This is a genomic window from Mycobacterium colombiense (genome assembly GCF_001953985.1).
Classification (GTDB): Bacteria; Actinomycetota; Actinomycetes; order Mycobacteriales; family Mycobacteriaceae; genus Mycobacterium; species Mycobacterium colombiense_B.
The window spans coordinates 62,232-75,009 of sequence record NZ_MBEI01000053.1 but is presented as its reverse complement, the minus strand read 5'-3'; the positions used below and the strand labels follow the sequence as shown (position 1 = coordinate 75,009).

Sequence of the window (12,778 nt, the reverse complement as noted above, 5' to 3'; positions counted from 1 at the left end):
TGACTGTGCAAGAATGTCGCTGTGGAGAACATTGGAGAGGCGTGGCACCGGGCAACCGCAGAGCGGGTGGGTAAAGCGGTAGCCAAGTTCCGAAAAGACGCAGGTATGACTGCCCAGCAGCTCGCCGAGCGCTGCAGGGAATTGCAGGTACCGATACATCGCACGACTATCACGAAGATCGAGGGAGGCCGGGGTCGATTCGATCTGGGCGAATTGCTTATTCTTGCTGCGGCACTTGATGTTCCGCCGATAGTGTTGCTCTATCCGGACCTTCCCGATGGCGACATTGAGATCATTCCCGACCGGCCGGCTACTAGCTGGACCGCCTATCTATGGGCGACCGGGATGGCTCCGTCGTTCCTGAATGCCGGTGAGCGGTCCAATGGTTACCGACTTGTGCAGGCGGTGAGTGAGCGGCACGAGTTGGGGATGGAGCGCGGCAAACTGCAAGTCAGGATCGGTTTATATCCCCCTGATGGCGACCCGGCCGTGCGTGAATCCATGGAGAACCGGGTGTCCGCCATCAATGTCAGAATCGGCCAACTCGACTCAGAGATCCGCGAGCTTCGAGGTGTGCTGAAGGATGCCTAGGCAACGAATGCGGCCCGGCGAGCACGGCAGGATAGCTGAAAGCCGAAGCGGTGGAAAGTATTTCGCTTCCGCGTATGTTCGAGACGCAGACGGTAGACGCCGCCGCGTAGAGAGGTCCAGCGCAAAGAGCGCCGAGGACGCGCGCCGGCTGCTGCAGCAGCACCTTGTACAAAGGCGAACTCCCCTGTCTGGCCAAGTGGTGACCGATCGGACGACCCTGGCGGAACTATTCGACCTCTGGATCGAAGTGAAGACCGTCGCAGATGGGATCAGCCAGCAGACCGCGGATCAGTACCGCGCCGTATGGAAGGTCCATGGCGTCGAGCAGCTCGGCGCGCTGCGGGTAACTGAACTGCCAACGAGCCGCGCAAACGCTTGCCTGCAGAAGATGGGATCAACGACACAAGCGAAGCGGCTGCGCATGATCTTGTCCGGCATGTGCGGATTGGCAGTACGGTACGACCTCCTGCCGGTGAACCCGATTCGGGAGGCCCGCACGGTCAAAACAACCCGCAAGCCCCCCAGAGCGGCGACGGCCGCGGAGTTCGAGCACGTTCGGGCAGCAGTGCGGTCCTACTCCCAGCAGAAGAGGTCAGGGCCCCGGCCCGGACGATTGCTCCCGGCGTTTGTAGACCTACTGGCTGCGACCGGCGCACGTCCGAATGAAGTTTTGGCATTGCGGTGGTCGGACATGGACCTCCTAGGCGACCCTCCCACAGTGACGATCACCGGCACTCTGGTCGACCACGGCCGCATCGCCGGCAAAGCTCTCCACCGACAGGACGCGCGCAAGGGCAGCGCTCCCCCGCACACCGTGGTCTTACCCGGGTTCGGGGTCGACGCCATAGCGTCGCTCGTTGGCGAGTCGGGAATGGATGGCCCGGTTTTCGCAAACCGTGACGGCGGCTGGATGTCCTTGGCGAACATGCGCCGGGCGCTGCGGGCCGCGCTACCCGAGGAACTGTCTTGGATCACGCCGCACAGTTTCCGGCGCACAGTGGCGACGGTCGTCCGCGATGCCCTGGGCGCTGAACTGGCACAACGCCAGCTCTCCCATTCGAAGCTCTCCACGACGGAGGCCCATTACCTGCAGCGCCATACTCGAGGCCCCGACGTGCGCGACGTTCTCGATAAATACGCAGGCAGCAGAGGCGAGAGTTGAAAGTATCAGGAAAGTATCGGGTTTCGGGCGTGTCACCAGGCGTGGGCAAGACATCCTCGCTGGTAGTGAGCGCGCCCGAAGGGATTCGAACCCCTAACCTTCTGATCCGTAGTCAGATGCTCTATCCGTTGAGCTACGGGCGCCTGTTCTTCAGTTGTCGTTCCGTGTTGCCGCTAGGGATCTAGCGGAGGCGAGAGGATTTGAACCTCCGGTCCCCTTTGAGGGGGACAACTCATTAGCAGTGAGCCCCATTCGGCCGCTCTGGCACGCCTCCCTTGGACTTTCTGAGGGTACCGACCCCTTTCCGGTCACGCGGAACCGGCCATACTGTACACAGTCGAGACATAGACTGTCGAAGTGACCGCTCGCCTTCGCAACGAACTGGCCGGACTGCCAGTGTATGTCCCCGGCAAGAACGTCCCGGGCTCCATCAAACTGGCCAGCAACGAGACCGTGTACGGGCCGCTGCCCAGCGTGCATGCGGCCATCGAGCGCGCGGTTGCCGTCGTCAACCGCTACCCGGACAACGCCAGCGTGGACCTCAAGGCCGCGCTGGCCATGCACCTGGGTTCCGACGTCGCCCCCGAGCAGATCGCGGTCGGTAGCGGTTCGGTCACCTTGTGCCAGCAGCTGGTTCAGATCACCGCCGCGGCCGGCGATGAGGTGATGATCGGCTGGCGCAGCTTCGAGTGCTACCTGCCGATCATCCAGGTGTCCGGCGCGACCACGGTCAAGGTGCCGCTGACCGACCACACCCACGACCTCGACGCGATGCTCGCCGCGATCACCGACCGCACCCGGCTGATCTTCGTGTGCAACCCGAACAATCCGACGTCCACCGTCGTCGACCCGGACGCGCTGACGCGCTTCGTCGAGGCCGTGCCGCCGCACGTCCTGATCGCCATCGATGAGGCCTACGTCGAATACATCCGCGACGGCATGCTGCCCAACAGCCTGGAGCTGGCCCTGACGCACAGCAACGTCGTTGTGCTGCGGACCTTTTCGAAGGCCTACGGGCTGGCGGGGCTGCGCTGCGGTTACGCGGTGGGCCACCCGGACCTGATCACCGCGCTGGACAAGGTCGTCATGCCGTTTGCGGTGACGAACGTCGCGCAGGCGGCCGCGATCGCTTCGCTCGAGGCCTCCGACGAGCTGATGGCCCGGACCGACGCGTTAGTGAGCGAGCGCACCCGCGTGAGCGACGCCCTGCGCGAGGCCGGATTCGAGCTTCCCCCGTCACAGGCCAACTTCGTCTGGCTGCCGCTGGGCGAGCGCACCATGGACTTCACCGAGCAGGCCGCCGACGCGCGCCTGGTGGTGCGGCCGTTCGCGTCCGAAGGCATCCGTGTCACCATTGGTGCGCCGGAGGAGAATGACGCCCTGCTGCGTTTCGCCTGCGACTGGATTGCCCGCACCGAATCGTAAGGAGTCGCCGTGGACCTCGCGCGCAAGAAGTTCACCGAGTTCAAAGAGCGCAGCGGCGACATCGCGGATTCCGAGCTCGACGAATTCTGGGCCGAACTTGCGCCCGCGACGATCGAGGGGATGCTCGGCGAGTGGAAGGGCGGCGAGTTCCAGACCGGCCACAAGATGAACGGCCAACTGGAAAAGGCCGGCTGGTATGGCAAGACCTTCAAGTCCGTCCGCGACGTGCAGCCGCTCGTTTGCCTGGACGCCGACGGCAACAAGTTCTCCAACGTGGAGATGGGCAAGGGCGAGGCCAGCCTGTGGCTGGAGGACTTCCGCGGCGAGGTCACCGCCACCATGGTTTACGACGGCCAGCCGGTGCACGATCACTTCAAGAAGATCGACGACGACGCCGTGATGGGCATCATGAACGGCAAGGGTGTCCGGGATAACGGCAAGTACTACTACTTCTATCTCGAGCGCGAGTAGTAGCCACTCGCCGTCGAGTGTGCATTGACGGCCTTGGGTGTGCGTCCAGGGCGGCGACATGCCGTGCGGGGCCGCCGTGGCTGCACATTCGGCGGAGGAGCAGCTCCGAATTACCCCGCCGGGTTGCGGCCGGTGAAAGCGACCAGCTGTTCGAGCGCGCCCGCGTCGGCCGGGACCTCGACCGGGTCGTCGAAGCCGGCCTGACCGCGTAATTCCGGCCTGATGATCTGGCGCGCCAGCCCCAGCACGTATTCGGACAGCGGCTCGGGCGCGTGGATGTCGTGCCCCACCGCGGAGGCGTAATCCCATGCGTGGACCAGGAATTCGATCGACAGGATGCCGCACGCGCTGTTCGCGGGCATCTCGCCCTTGCCGAACGGCACCGATCCGTCCAGGCCGTGCCGGTGCCAGGCGTCCAGCGCGGGCCGGGCCGCGGCGATCACCTGGCGCTCGACCGAATCGCCTTCCGAACGCTCCGGAATCTCCGCGCCCACCATGCCGCCGAGCGCCGAGATCGAGTTCAGCAGATGCCCGGTGAGCGCCGAGACGTCGAATTCCGTGCACGGCGTCCGGCGCGACAGGTCGTCGGCCGCGATGGTGTGCAGGACCCGCTGCAGCACCCCCAGGGTGTCCTCGGCGCTGTGTAGCTCGTCGGCGGGCTGGGAATGCGGTCCGGGTCGCAAGTCAGGAGCCATATTCGCCACGCTACGGTCTCGATATGGCGCAAGCATACGAATCCGTCACCGTCGAGACGAAAGACCACGTCGCCCAGGTGACGCTGATCGGACCGGGCAAGGGCAATGCGATGGGACCGGCCTTCTGGTCGGAGCTGCCAGAGCTGTTTCCGGAGCTGGACGCCGACCCCGACGTGCGGGCCATCGTGCTGACCGGTTCGGGCAAGAACTTCAGCTACGGCCTGGACGTGCCGGCGATGGGCGGCTCGTTCACGCCGCTGCTGTCCGGCGACGCGCTGGCCGGCCCGCGCGCGGTGTTCCACCGCGAGGTCAAGCGCATGCAGGGCGCGATCACCGCCGTCGCCGACTGCCGGACCCCCACCATCGCCGCGGTGCACGGCTGGTGCATCGGCGGCGGCGTCGACCTGATCTCGGCGGTCGACATCCGCTACGCCAGCGCCGACGCCAAGTTCTCGGTGCGTGAGGTCAAGCTCGCCATCGTCGCCGACGTCGGCAGCCTCGCCCGCCTGCCGCTGATCCTCAACGACGGGCACCTGCGCGAGCTCGCGCTGACGGGCAAGGACATCGACGCGGCCCGCGCCGAGAAGATCGGTCTGGTCAACGACGTGTACGCCGACGCCGACGCCACCCTGGCCGCCGCGCACGCCACCGCCGCGGAGATCGCCGCCAATCCCCCGCTGACCGTGCACGGCGTCAAGGACGTTCTCGACCAGCAGCGCACCGCCGCGGTCGCGGAGAGCCTGCGGTACGTGGCGGCCTGGAACGCGGCCTTCCTGCCGTCCAAGGACCTGACCGAGGGCATCTCGGCGACGTTCGAGAAGCGCCCGCCGCAGTTCACCGGCGAATAATCCGGCGCCACGTACCCTCGCTGAGGTGACGACACCCGACGGCAAGATCCGCCTCCCGGCAGACCTGGACTCCGTGACGGCGATCGGCGCCGAAGACCACTCCGAAATCGACAGCGCCGCCGTCGACCGGATCTGGCAGGCCGCCCGGCATTGGTACCGGGCTGGCTTCCATCCCGCCATCCAGCTCTGCGTCCGCCAGCACGGCCGCGTCGTGCTCAACCGCGCGATCGGGCACGGCTGGGGCAACGCCCCGAGCGATCCGCCCGACGCGGAGAAGATCGCGGTCACACCGGACACACCGTTCTGCGTGTACTCGGCGGCCAAGGGAATGGCGGCGACCGTGGTGCACATGCTCGTCGAGCGCGGCGTCTTCTCGCTCGACGACCGGGTGTGCGAATACATCCCCACGTTCACCAGCCACGGCAAGCATCGGATCACCATCCGGCACGTGATGACGCACAGCGCGGGACTGCCCTTCCCCACCGGCCCCAGGCCGGACGTCACCCGCGCCGACGACCACGAATACGCGCAGCAGAAGCTGGGCGAGTTGCGGCCCCTCTACCGTCCCGGGCTGTTCCACATGTACCACGCGCTGACCTGGGGTCCGCTGGTCCGCGAGATCGTGTACGCGGCCACCGGCAAGGAGATTCGCGAGATCCTGGCCACCGAGATCCTCGACCCGCTCGACTTCCGCTGGACCAATTTCGGCGTCGCGAAGAAGGACGTCCCGCTGGTCGCGCCCAGCCACGCCACCGGGCGAACGCTGCCGCCGGTGGTCGCCCAGATCTTCCGCAAGGCGATCGGCGGAACCGTGCACGAAATGATCCCGTACACCAACTCCCCGGCGTTCCTGACCACCATCATTCCGTCGTCCAACACGGTGTCGACCGCGCAGGAGATGTCGCGGTTCGCCGAGATATGGCGCCGCGGAGGCGAACTCGACGGCGTGCGGGTGATCAGCCCGGAGACCATGTACGGCGCGGTGACCGAATGCCGAAGGCTGCGCCCGGATTTCGCGGTCGGCCTGCAGCCGGCCCGCTGGGGCACCGGCTACATCCTGGGCACCAACCGGTGGGGCCCGTTCGGGCGCAACGCGCCGCACGCGTTCGGCAACCTGGGCCTGGTCAACATCGCGATCTGGGCCGACCCGGCGCGCGGACTGTCGGCCGGCGTGGTGAGCAGCGGCAAACCCGGACGCGATCCCGAAGCCCGCCGGTACACCGCCCTGCTGGACACGATCACCGCCGAAATTCCGACCGGTTGATCACGACGGCAGTGGGAACACTGCCAGTCATGGCTACCTATCGAGTACTCAACCCGAAGGGCGAGGTCGTCGCGACCAAAGACATCGAAAGTGCCGACGACGCACACGCATGGTTCGTCGACAACAAGGCCGACAACAGCGAGCTCGGCTGGCGCATGGAAGTCCAGCACGACGGCGAGTGGCACTTCTTCGACGACAGCGAGGGCGATCGAAGCTAGGTGTTTGCCCCCCGGCTCGTGGGGCAACCAACAAAGCATGGACTCGCAACGCTTCCGCAAACTGCTGGACGCACCGGGGCCGTTCGCTTCGGTGTATTTCGATGACTCACACGACACCCATGATGCCGAGGCTCAGCTCGAGCTGAAGTGGCGTGCGGTCAAGGAAGAGCTGGAGCGACAGCACGCCGGCGCGACGGTGATCGGCCAGATCGAGGACGCGATCATGAACCTGCGTCCGCCGATCGGCCGCAGCGGGCGCGCGGTGATCGCCGGCGCCGACGGCGTGGTGATCAACGAGCACCTGGCCCGGCCTGCCGCCACCGACATCGTTCGCGTCTCCGAATTGCCTTATCTGGTGCCGATTCTCGAGCAGAGCTTCGATCACCCCGACTATGTGCTGGTGATCGTCGACCACAACGGTGCCGACATCACCACCCACATCGGCGGGACGCTGCGCACCGAGACCGTCGACGGCGGCGGCTATCCGGTGCACAAATCCGCCGGTGCGGAGACGGCCGGCTACGGCGACCCGCAGTTGCGCACCGAGGAGGCGGGCCGCAAGAACGTGCGCGCCGTCGCCGACCGCGTCGCTGAGCTGGCCGACGACAAGGCGATCGAGGTGATCTTCGTGGTGGGTGAGGTGCGCTCCCGCTCCGATCTGCTCGCCGCGCTGCCCGAACGCTTGCAGGAGCGCGCGGTGGCACTCGAGATCGGGGCACGGCACAGCGGCCACGACTTCAGCGAGATCGAGCACGCCATCGAGGATGAATTCGTCAAGCGCCAGCTGCGCACGATTGACGATGCCGCGCAACGCTTTACCGCCGAGATCGGGCGGCAGTCGGGACTGGCCGCCGAGGGGCTCGGACCGGTCTGCTCGGCGTTGCGTCAAGGCGCGGTGGAGACGCTGATCATCGGCGACATCGGCGATGCGACCGTCGTCGCGGACGAGGGATTGACGACGATCGCCCCGGACGAGAACGTGCTGTCCGAGCAGGGCGCCGCGCCCGCCAAGACGCTGCGGGCCGACGAAGCGCTGCCGGTCTCGGCGATCTCGGTCGGCGCCGCCCTGGTGCGCACCGACGAGCGGATCTCCCCGGCCGACGGCGTGGGCGCGGTGCTGCGCTACGCCCCGACGCTGCATCAGAGTGTCGACCGATAAGAGCGGTGGCGGAGGGATTTGAACCCCCGGACGGTTTTAGCCGTCTCTCGCTTTCAAGGCGAGTGCATTAGGCCGCTCTGCCACGCCACCGCTGATTAGGGTAGCGGGACTCGGTAGCGTGGCCACCATGCGCGCCATCGTCGCCGAATCCGCCGAGCAACTCTCCTGGCAGGAAGTGCCGGACGTCTCCGCCGGGCCGGGCGAGGTCCTGGTCAAGGTCACCGCCGCCGGCGTCAACCGCGCCGACCTGCTGCAGGCCGCCGGCAAGTACCCGCCGCCGCCGGGCGCGAGCGAGATCATCGGCATGGAAGTGTCCGGCGTCATCGCCGATACCGGCTCCAATGTCACGAATTGGTCTGTCGGGCAAGAGGTTTGCGCGCTGCTCGCCGGGGGTGGATACGCCGAGTACGTCGCCGTTCCCGCCGGCCAGCTGCTGCCGATTCCCTCAGGTGTCGACCTGGTCGACGCGGCCGGGTTGCCCGAAGTGGCGTGCACCGTGTGGTCCAACCTGGTGCTGACCGCCCACCTGGGCGAAGGGCAGCTGCTGCTGATGCACGGCGGGGCCAGCGGCATCGGCACCCACGCCATCCAAATCGCCCGGGCGCTGGGTGCCCGGGTGGCGGTCACCGCCGGGTCGTCCGAAAAGCTGCAGACCTGCCGCGACCTGGGAGCCGAGATCACCATCAACTACCGCGACGACGACTTCGTCGCACGGGTGCAGGAGTTCGGCGGCGCCGACGTGATCTTCGACATCATGGGCGCCTCCTATCTGGACCGCAACCTCGACGCCCTGGCCAGCGACGGCCAGCTCGTCATCATCGGCATGCAGGGCGGCATCAAGGGCGAGCTCAACGTCGGCAAGCTGCTCGCCAAGCGAGCCCACGTCATCGGCACCACGCTGCGGGGCCGCCCGGTGAGCGGACCGAACAGCAAGAGCGAGATCGTGCAGGCCGTGACGGCCAAGGTGTGGCCGATGATCGCCGACGGCCGGGTCCGGCCCATCATCGGCGAGCGGATCCCGATCGAGCAGGCAAGTACCGCCCACAAGAAGCTGGCGGCGGGAGAGGTGCACGGCAAGGTCGTGCTGACCGTCTAGCCAGGCCTTGGCCGGCGTCTAGCCCAAGGACGCCAGCGCGCGCACCAACTGGTCGACTTCGGCCGTCGTCGAGTAGTGCGCCAGCCCGACGGTGACCGCACCGCCGACATCGTTGACGCCCAACACATCGAGCGCACGCGAACTTTCGTTGGTGACGGCCAGAATCCCGTTGTCCGCCAACCGCTGCACCACCCGCTCGGCGGGCACGCCGTTCAGGGCGAAACTGACCACCGGGATCCGCACCTCCGGGCGGCCGATCACCATCACCAACGGCAGCGAGCGCAGCGACACCATCAGGTAGTCGTAGATCCGATTCAGATACGACGTGGCGGATTGCATCGAGACCGCCAGGCGTTCGCGCCGGGTGCCGCGGGCGGATTCGTCGAGCGACGCCAGGTACTCGATGCTGGCCACCACCCCGGCCAGCAGTCCGAACTGATGCGCGCCGATCTCGAGCCGCGCCGGCCCGACGGCCTTGGGGTCCGGCGAGATGGAACTGAACGAGTTGAGCAGCGCCGGGTCGCGGAACACGATCGCCCCGATCGGGGGGCCGCCCCAGGCCGCGGCGTTCACCGCCACCACGTCGGCGTCGGTTTCCTTCACGTCGAGCAGGCGGTAGGGCGCCGCGGCGGAATGGTCGACGACCACCAGGCCGCCGACGTCGTGCACCAGCTTGGTCATCGCCCGCAGATCGGTGACCGTGCCCAGCGTCCCGGAGGCCGAGGCGACGGCGACCAGCCTGGTCGACTTCCCGATCAGGCCCTCCCACTGCCACGTCGGGAGCTCGCCGGTCTCGATGTCGATCTCGGCCCACTTGACCTTGGCGCCGTACCTGTGCGCCGCGCGCAGCCAGGGGGCGATGTTGGCCTCGTCGTCCAGGCGGCTGACGATCACCTCGTAGCCCAGGCCGGCCCGCGACGACGACGCCTCGGCCAGCGCCGACAGCAAGATCGCCCGGTCGGCGCCCAGCACGACACCCGCGGGTTCGACGTTGAACAGATCGGCCACCGCCGCCCGCGCCGCCTCCAGAACGGCGGCACTGCGCTGCGCGGACGGGTGTGCGCCCACGGTGGTGGGACCTGACCTGCGGAAGGCCGTCGACACCGTGGTCGCGACGGAATCGGGGACCAGCATCCCGCTCGGGGCGTCGAAGTGTACCCACCCGTCACCCAGCGACGGATGCAGTCCGCGCACCCGGGCGACGTCATATGCCATGTGGGCCACCTTAAAGCTTCCGCTTTTTTGCGAAACTGTGACGGTAGCGGGTGCCACACACGTTCCGGCCAGTTGGTGGCTTCCCGAGCCAGGGCACCCGGCCAGCCATACTAGTCGAGTGGGGCTCTGGTTCGGAACGCTCATTGCATTGTTTTTGCTGATAGCGCCCGGGGCGATCATCGCACGTATCAGTCAGTTGTCGTGGCCGGTGGCTGTCGCGGTCGGCCCGGCGCTGACCTACGGCGTGGTCGCGCTGGCCATTATTCCGTTTGGTGCCATCGGAATTCCGTGGAACGGCTGGACGGCGCTGGCGGCGCTGGCCGTGGTGTGCGTGCTGATGATCGTGCTGCAACTACTGCTCGCCCGCTACCGCGACCGCGATGCCGAAGCCCGCTCGGTCAGCCGCTGGCCCGCCATCACAGTGGGGTTGGGCGTGCTGCTGGGTGCGCTGCTCATCATGTGGGCCGCCTACCGTGGCCTGGCCGCCCACTGGCAGACCATCCCGAGCACCTGGGACGCCGTGTGGCACGCCAACGAGGTGCGGTTCATCCTGGACACCGGCCAGGCGTCGTCCACGCACATGGGCGAGCTGCGCAACGTCGAGACCCACAAGACGCTGTACTACCCGTCGGTGTTCCATGCCGTGACCGCCGTGTTCTGCCAGCTGACGGGGGCGGCGCCCACCACCGGTTACACGCTGAGTTCGGTCGCCGCGGCAGTCTGGCTGTTTCCCACCAGCGCGGCGATGCTCACCTGGCATCTGCTGCGCCCGCACACCACGGAGTGGCGCTGCGCCGGGGCCGCAGCCACCGCGGCTGCGTTGTCGGCGTCGTTCACCGCGCTCCCCTACGTCGAGTTCGGCGTCGCCGCGATGCCCAACCTGGCGGCCTACGGCGTCGCGGTCCCGGCGTTCGTCTTGATAGCCTCCACGCTGCGGCACCGCGACCGCATCCCGACAGCGGTGCTGGCGTGGGTGGGCGTCATGTCCGTGCACATCACCGGCGGGGTGATCGTGCTGTTGTTCCTGGTGGCCTGGTGGCTCATCGATGCGGTGTGGCACCCGGTGCGCGGCAGGCTGGCCGATTTTCTGGTTCTCGCCTGCGTCGCGACGTTGTCCGGATTGATCCTGCTGCCCCAGTTCATCAGCGTCCAGGGGCAGGAAGACATCATTGCCGGGCACTCTTTTCTTACCCACCTCAGCAAGAAGCGGGGACTTTTCGACACCGTCTTCCAGCACTCCCGGCACCTCAATGACTTTCCAGTGCAGTACGGGCTGATCGCGGTGACCGCCATCGGTGGGGTCATTTTTCTGGTCAAGAAGATCTGGTGGCCACTCGCCTTGTGGCTGGTGTTGGTGGTCGTGGACGTCGACGCCGGAAACCCGCTGGGCGGTCCGATCGGTGCGGTGGCCGGAATGTTCGGCGAGTTCTTCTACAAAGATCCGCGCCGGATCTCGGCCGCGATCACCCTGCTGTTGGAGCCGATGGCCGGCGTCGCACTGTTCGCGATCGTCGTGGGCGTCGTGGCCGGCGCCAAACGGGTCACCGGGCGATTCAGACCGTTCCCCGCCCCCGTCTGGATCGGGGCGACTGCGGCGCTGCTGGTGGTGGCCACGGTGCTCACCGGGCGCCACTACCTCTATCGGCACCTGGTGTTATTCGGCGACAAATACGACTCGGTGATGGTCGACCAGCGCGACCTGATGGCCATGGCCTACCTGGCGAAACTTCCCGGCGCGCACAACACCCTGATCGGCGACTCCAACGTCGACGGCACCGCGTGGATGTACGCGGTCGCCGACCTGCATCCGCTGTGGACGCACTACGACTTCCCGCAGCAAACCGGCCCGGGCTACTACCGATACATCTTCTGGACCTCGGCCCGCAAAGGCGATTCCGATCCGCGGGTGCTCGAGGCGATTAAAGCGCTCAATATTCGGTACATCTACACCAGCGCGCCGACTGTCCGAGGGTTCGCCGTACCCGAAGGACTAGTGTCACTGGATAAGTCGAAGTCGTGGGCATTGATCTACGACAACGGCGGTGCCCGGATTTATGAATGGCGCGGAAACGGCACGACGCCACACTCATAGCCCACAGAGGATGGTGAAGGATTGAGTACCCGCAACGATGACGACGACGTCGAGATCATCGGCGGCGTCGACCCGCGGATGATGGCGCTCTCCGACGAGGACGCCGACGAGCGTTCCCTGACCGACCTGGTTGAGCAGCCGGCGAAGGTGATGCGCATCGGCACCATGATCAAGCAGCTGCTCGAGGAGGTGCGCGCCGCACCCCTGGACGAGGCCAGCCGCAATCGGCTGCGCGAGATCCACGCGACGAGCATCCGGGAACTGGAAGAGGGCCTGGCGCCGGAACTGCGTGAGGAGCTGGACCGCCTCACCCTGCCCTTCAACGAGGACGCGGCCCCGTCCGACGCCGAATTGCGCATCGCCCAAGCGCAGTTGGTCGGCTGGCTGGAGGGGCTGTTCCACGGCATCCAGACCGCGCTGTTCGCCCAGCAGATGGCCGCCCGCGCGCAGCTGGAAAAGATGCGCCAGGGCGCGCTTCCCCCGGGCATCGGTAAGCCGGGCGGCGCGCCCGGGCACGGTCAGTACCTGTAAGCAGACGCAGC

Annotated in this window: 13 protein-coding genes and 3 tRNA genes; 11 read left to right on the top strand and 5 right to left on the bottom strand. The window is 66.9% G+C overall.

All coding sequences use genetic code 11. The annotated features are described in order from the left end of the window. The first annotated feature begins 21 nt into the window (after positions 1 to 21). Positions 22 to 591, top strand: a complete 570-nt coding sequence (locus A5732_RS14700; RefSeq protein ID WP_142256611.1) for a helix-turn-helix domain-containing protein — start codon at positions 22 to 24, stop codon at positions 589 to 591. Then, complete coding sequence (locus A5732_RS14695; protein ID WP_076102595.1) at positions 584 to 1,753, top strand: tyrosine-type recombinase/integrase; 1,170 nt, start codon at positions 584 to 586, stop codon at positions 1,751 to 1,753. The genes A5732_RS14700 and A5732_RS14695 overlap by 8 nt, the downstream gene beginning before the upstream one ends. Positions 1,754 to 1,823: 70 nt before the next feature. Here A5732_RS14695 and A5732_RS14690 read toward each other — a convergent pair. Together A5732_RS14690 and A5732_RS14685 are read right to left on the bottom strand one after the other, a co-directional pair. After that, a tRNA-Arg gene (locus A5732_RS14690) sits at positions 1,824 to 1,896 on the bottom strand. Between the two features lie 42 nt (positions 1,897 to 1,938). Beyond that, positions 1,939 to 2,027, bottom strand: a tRNA-Ser gene (locus A5732_RS14685). A gap of 83 nt (positions 2,028 to 2,110) precedes the next feature. Between A5732_RS14685 and hisC the strand changes: the two genes are divergently transcribed. Continuing rightward, entirely contained in the window at positions 2,111 to 3,178 is a 1,068-nt protein-coding gene (gene hisC / locus A5732_RS14680; protein WP_076055710.1) for a histidinol-phosphate transaminase, read from the top strand. A 9-nt stretch (positions 3,179 to 3,187) separates the two neighbouring features. Next, positions 3,188 to 3,649, top strand: a complete 462-nt coding sequence (locus A5732_RS14675; RefSeq protein WP_076055708.1) for a DUF4334 domain-containing protein — start codon at positions 3,188 to 3,190, stop codon at positions 3,647 to 3,649. Positions 3,650 to 3,759: 110 nt separating this feature from the next. On the opposite strand, the gene A5732_RS14670 is transcribed toward A5732_RS14675, so the two are convergent. Next, positions 3,760 to 4,344: a TIGR03086 family metal-binding protein gene (locus tag A5732_RS14670; protein WP_171975027.1), complete on the bottom strand. Its 585-nt coding sequence runs from the start codon at positions 4,342 to 4,344 to the stop codon at positions 3,760 to 3,762. A 23-nt stretch (positions 4,345 to 4,367) separates the two neighbouring features. Here A5732_RS14670 and A5732_RS14665 point away from each other — a divergent pair, with 23 nt between their 5' ends. Genes A5732_RS14665 through A5732_RS14650 form a run of 4 tightly spaced genes read left to right on the top strand, consistent with a single transcriptional unit; the run spans position 4,368 to position 7,833 of the window. Continuing rightward, positions 4,368 to 5,192: a crotonase/enoyl-CoA hydratase family protein gene (locus A5732_RS14665; RefSeq protein ID WP_076102593.1), complete on the top strand. Its 825-nt coding sequence runs from the start codon at positions 4,368 to 4,370 to the stop codon at positions 5,190 to 5,192. Between the two features lie 25 nt (positions 5,193 to 5,217). Next, complete coding sequence (gene lipE, locus A5732_RS14660) at positions 5,218 to 6,456, top strand: lipase LipE (protein ID WP_076102592.1); 1,239 nt, start codon at positions 5,218 to 5,220, stop codon at positions 6,454 to 6,456. A 29-nt stretch (positions 6,457 to 6,485) separates the two neighbouring features. Continuing rightward, positions 6,486 to 6,674 carry a hypothetical protein gene (locus A5732_RS14655; protein ID WP_076102591.1) on the top strand — a complete coding sequence of 63 codons (189 nt, stop codon included), beginning with the start codon at positions 6,486 to 6,488 and terminating at the stop codon, positions 6,672 to 6,674. 37 nt (positions 6,675 to 6,711) lie between these two features. After that, a complete protein-coding gene (locus tag A5732_RS14650; RefSeq protein ID WP_076055700.1) occupies positions 6,712 to 7,833 on the top strand; it encodes a baeRF2 domain-containing protein in 1,122 nt (373 codons plus the stop codon). 3 nt (positions 7,834 to 7,836) lie between these two features. Here A5732_RS14650 and A5732_RS14645 read toward each other — a convergent pair. Then, positions 7,837 to 7,923, bottom strand: a tRNA-Ser gene (locus tag A5732_RS14645). Positions 7,924 to 7,960: 37 nt separating this feature from the next. On the opposite strand from A5732_RS14645, the gene A5732_RS14640 reads away from it, so the two are divergent. Next, positions 7,961 to 8,929, top strand: coding sequence for an NAD(P)H-quinone oxidoreductase (locus tag A5732_RS14640; RefSeq protein WP_076055875.1), 969 nt, complete (start codon positions 7,961 to 7,963; stop codon positions 8,927 to 8,929). 18 nt (positions 8,930 to 8,947) lie between these two features. Here A5732_RS14640 and A5732_RS14635 read toward each other — a convergent pair whose 3' ends face one another. Beyond that, positions 8,948 to 10,144, bottom strand: a complete 1,197-nt coding sequence (locus A5732_RS14635) for a cysteine desulfurase-like protein (protein WP_065027478.1) — start codon at positions 10,142 to 10,144, stop codon at positions 8,948 to 8,950. A 118-nt stretch (positions 10,145 to 10,262) separates the two neighbouring features. Here A5732_RS14635 and A5732_RS14630 point away from each other — a divergent pair, with 118 nt between their 5' ends. Further along, positions 10,263 to 12,236: a DUF6541 family protein gene (locus tag A5732_RS14630; RefSeq protein ID WP_076055698.1), complete on the top strand. Its 1,974-nt coding sequence runs from the start codon at positions 10,263 to 10,265 to the stop codon at positions 12,234 to 12,236. 78 nt (positions 12,237 to 12,314) lie between these two features. Then, complete coding sequence (locus tag A5732_RS14625; RefSeq protein WP_249266846.1) at positions 12,315 to 12,767, top strand: bacterial proteasome activator family protein; 453 nt, start codon at positions 12,315 to 12,317, stop codon at positions 12,765 to 12,767. Positions 12,768 to 12,778 lie beyond the last annotated feature (11 nt).

Coding starts and splice junctions, on each gene's coding strand:
- A5732_RS14640 (WP_076055875.1), top strand. CDS start 7,961: ATGCGCGCCATCGTCGCCGAATCCGCCGAGCAACTCTCCTGGCAGGAA.
- A5732_RS14655 (WP_076102591.1), top strand. CDS start 6,486: ATGGCTACCTATCGAGTACTCAACCCGAAGGGCGAGGTCGTCGCGACC.
- A5732_RS14670 (WP_171975027.1), bottom strand. CDS start 4,344: ATGGCTCCTGACTTGCGACCCGGACCGCATTCCCAGCCCGCCGACGAG.
- A5732_RS14635 (WP_065027478.1), bottom strand. CDS start 10,144: ATGGCATATGACGTCGCCCGGGTGCGCGGACTGCATCCGTCGCTGGGT.
- A5732_RS14650 (WP_076055700.1), top strand. CDS start 6,712: ATGGACTCGCAACGCTTCCGCAAACTGCTGGACGCACCGGGGCCGTTC.
- A5732_RS14665 (WP_076102593.1), top strand. CDS start 4,368: ATGGCGCAAGCATACGAATCCGTCACCGTCGAGACGAAAGACCACGTC.
- A5732_RS14625 (WP_249266846.1), top strand. CDS start 12,315: ATGATGGCGCTCTCCGACGAGGACGCCGACGAGCGTTCCCTGACCGAC.
- A5732_RS14695 (WP_076102595.1), top strand. CDS start 584: ATGCCTAGGCAACGAATGCGGCCCGGCGAGCACGGCAGGATAGCTGAA.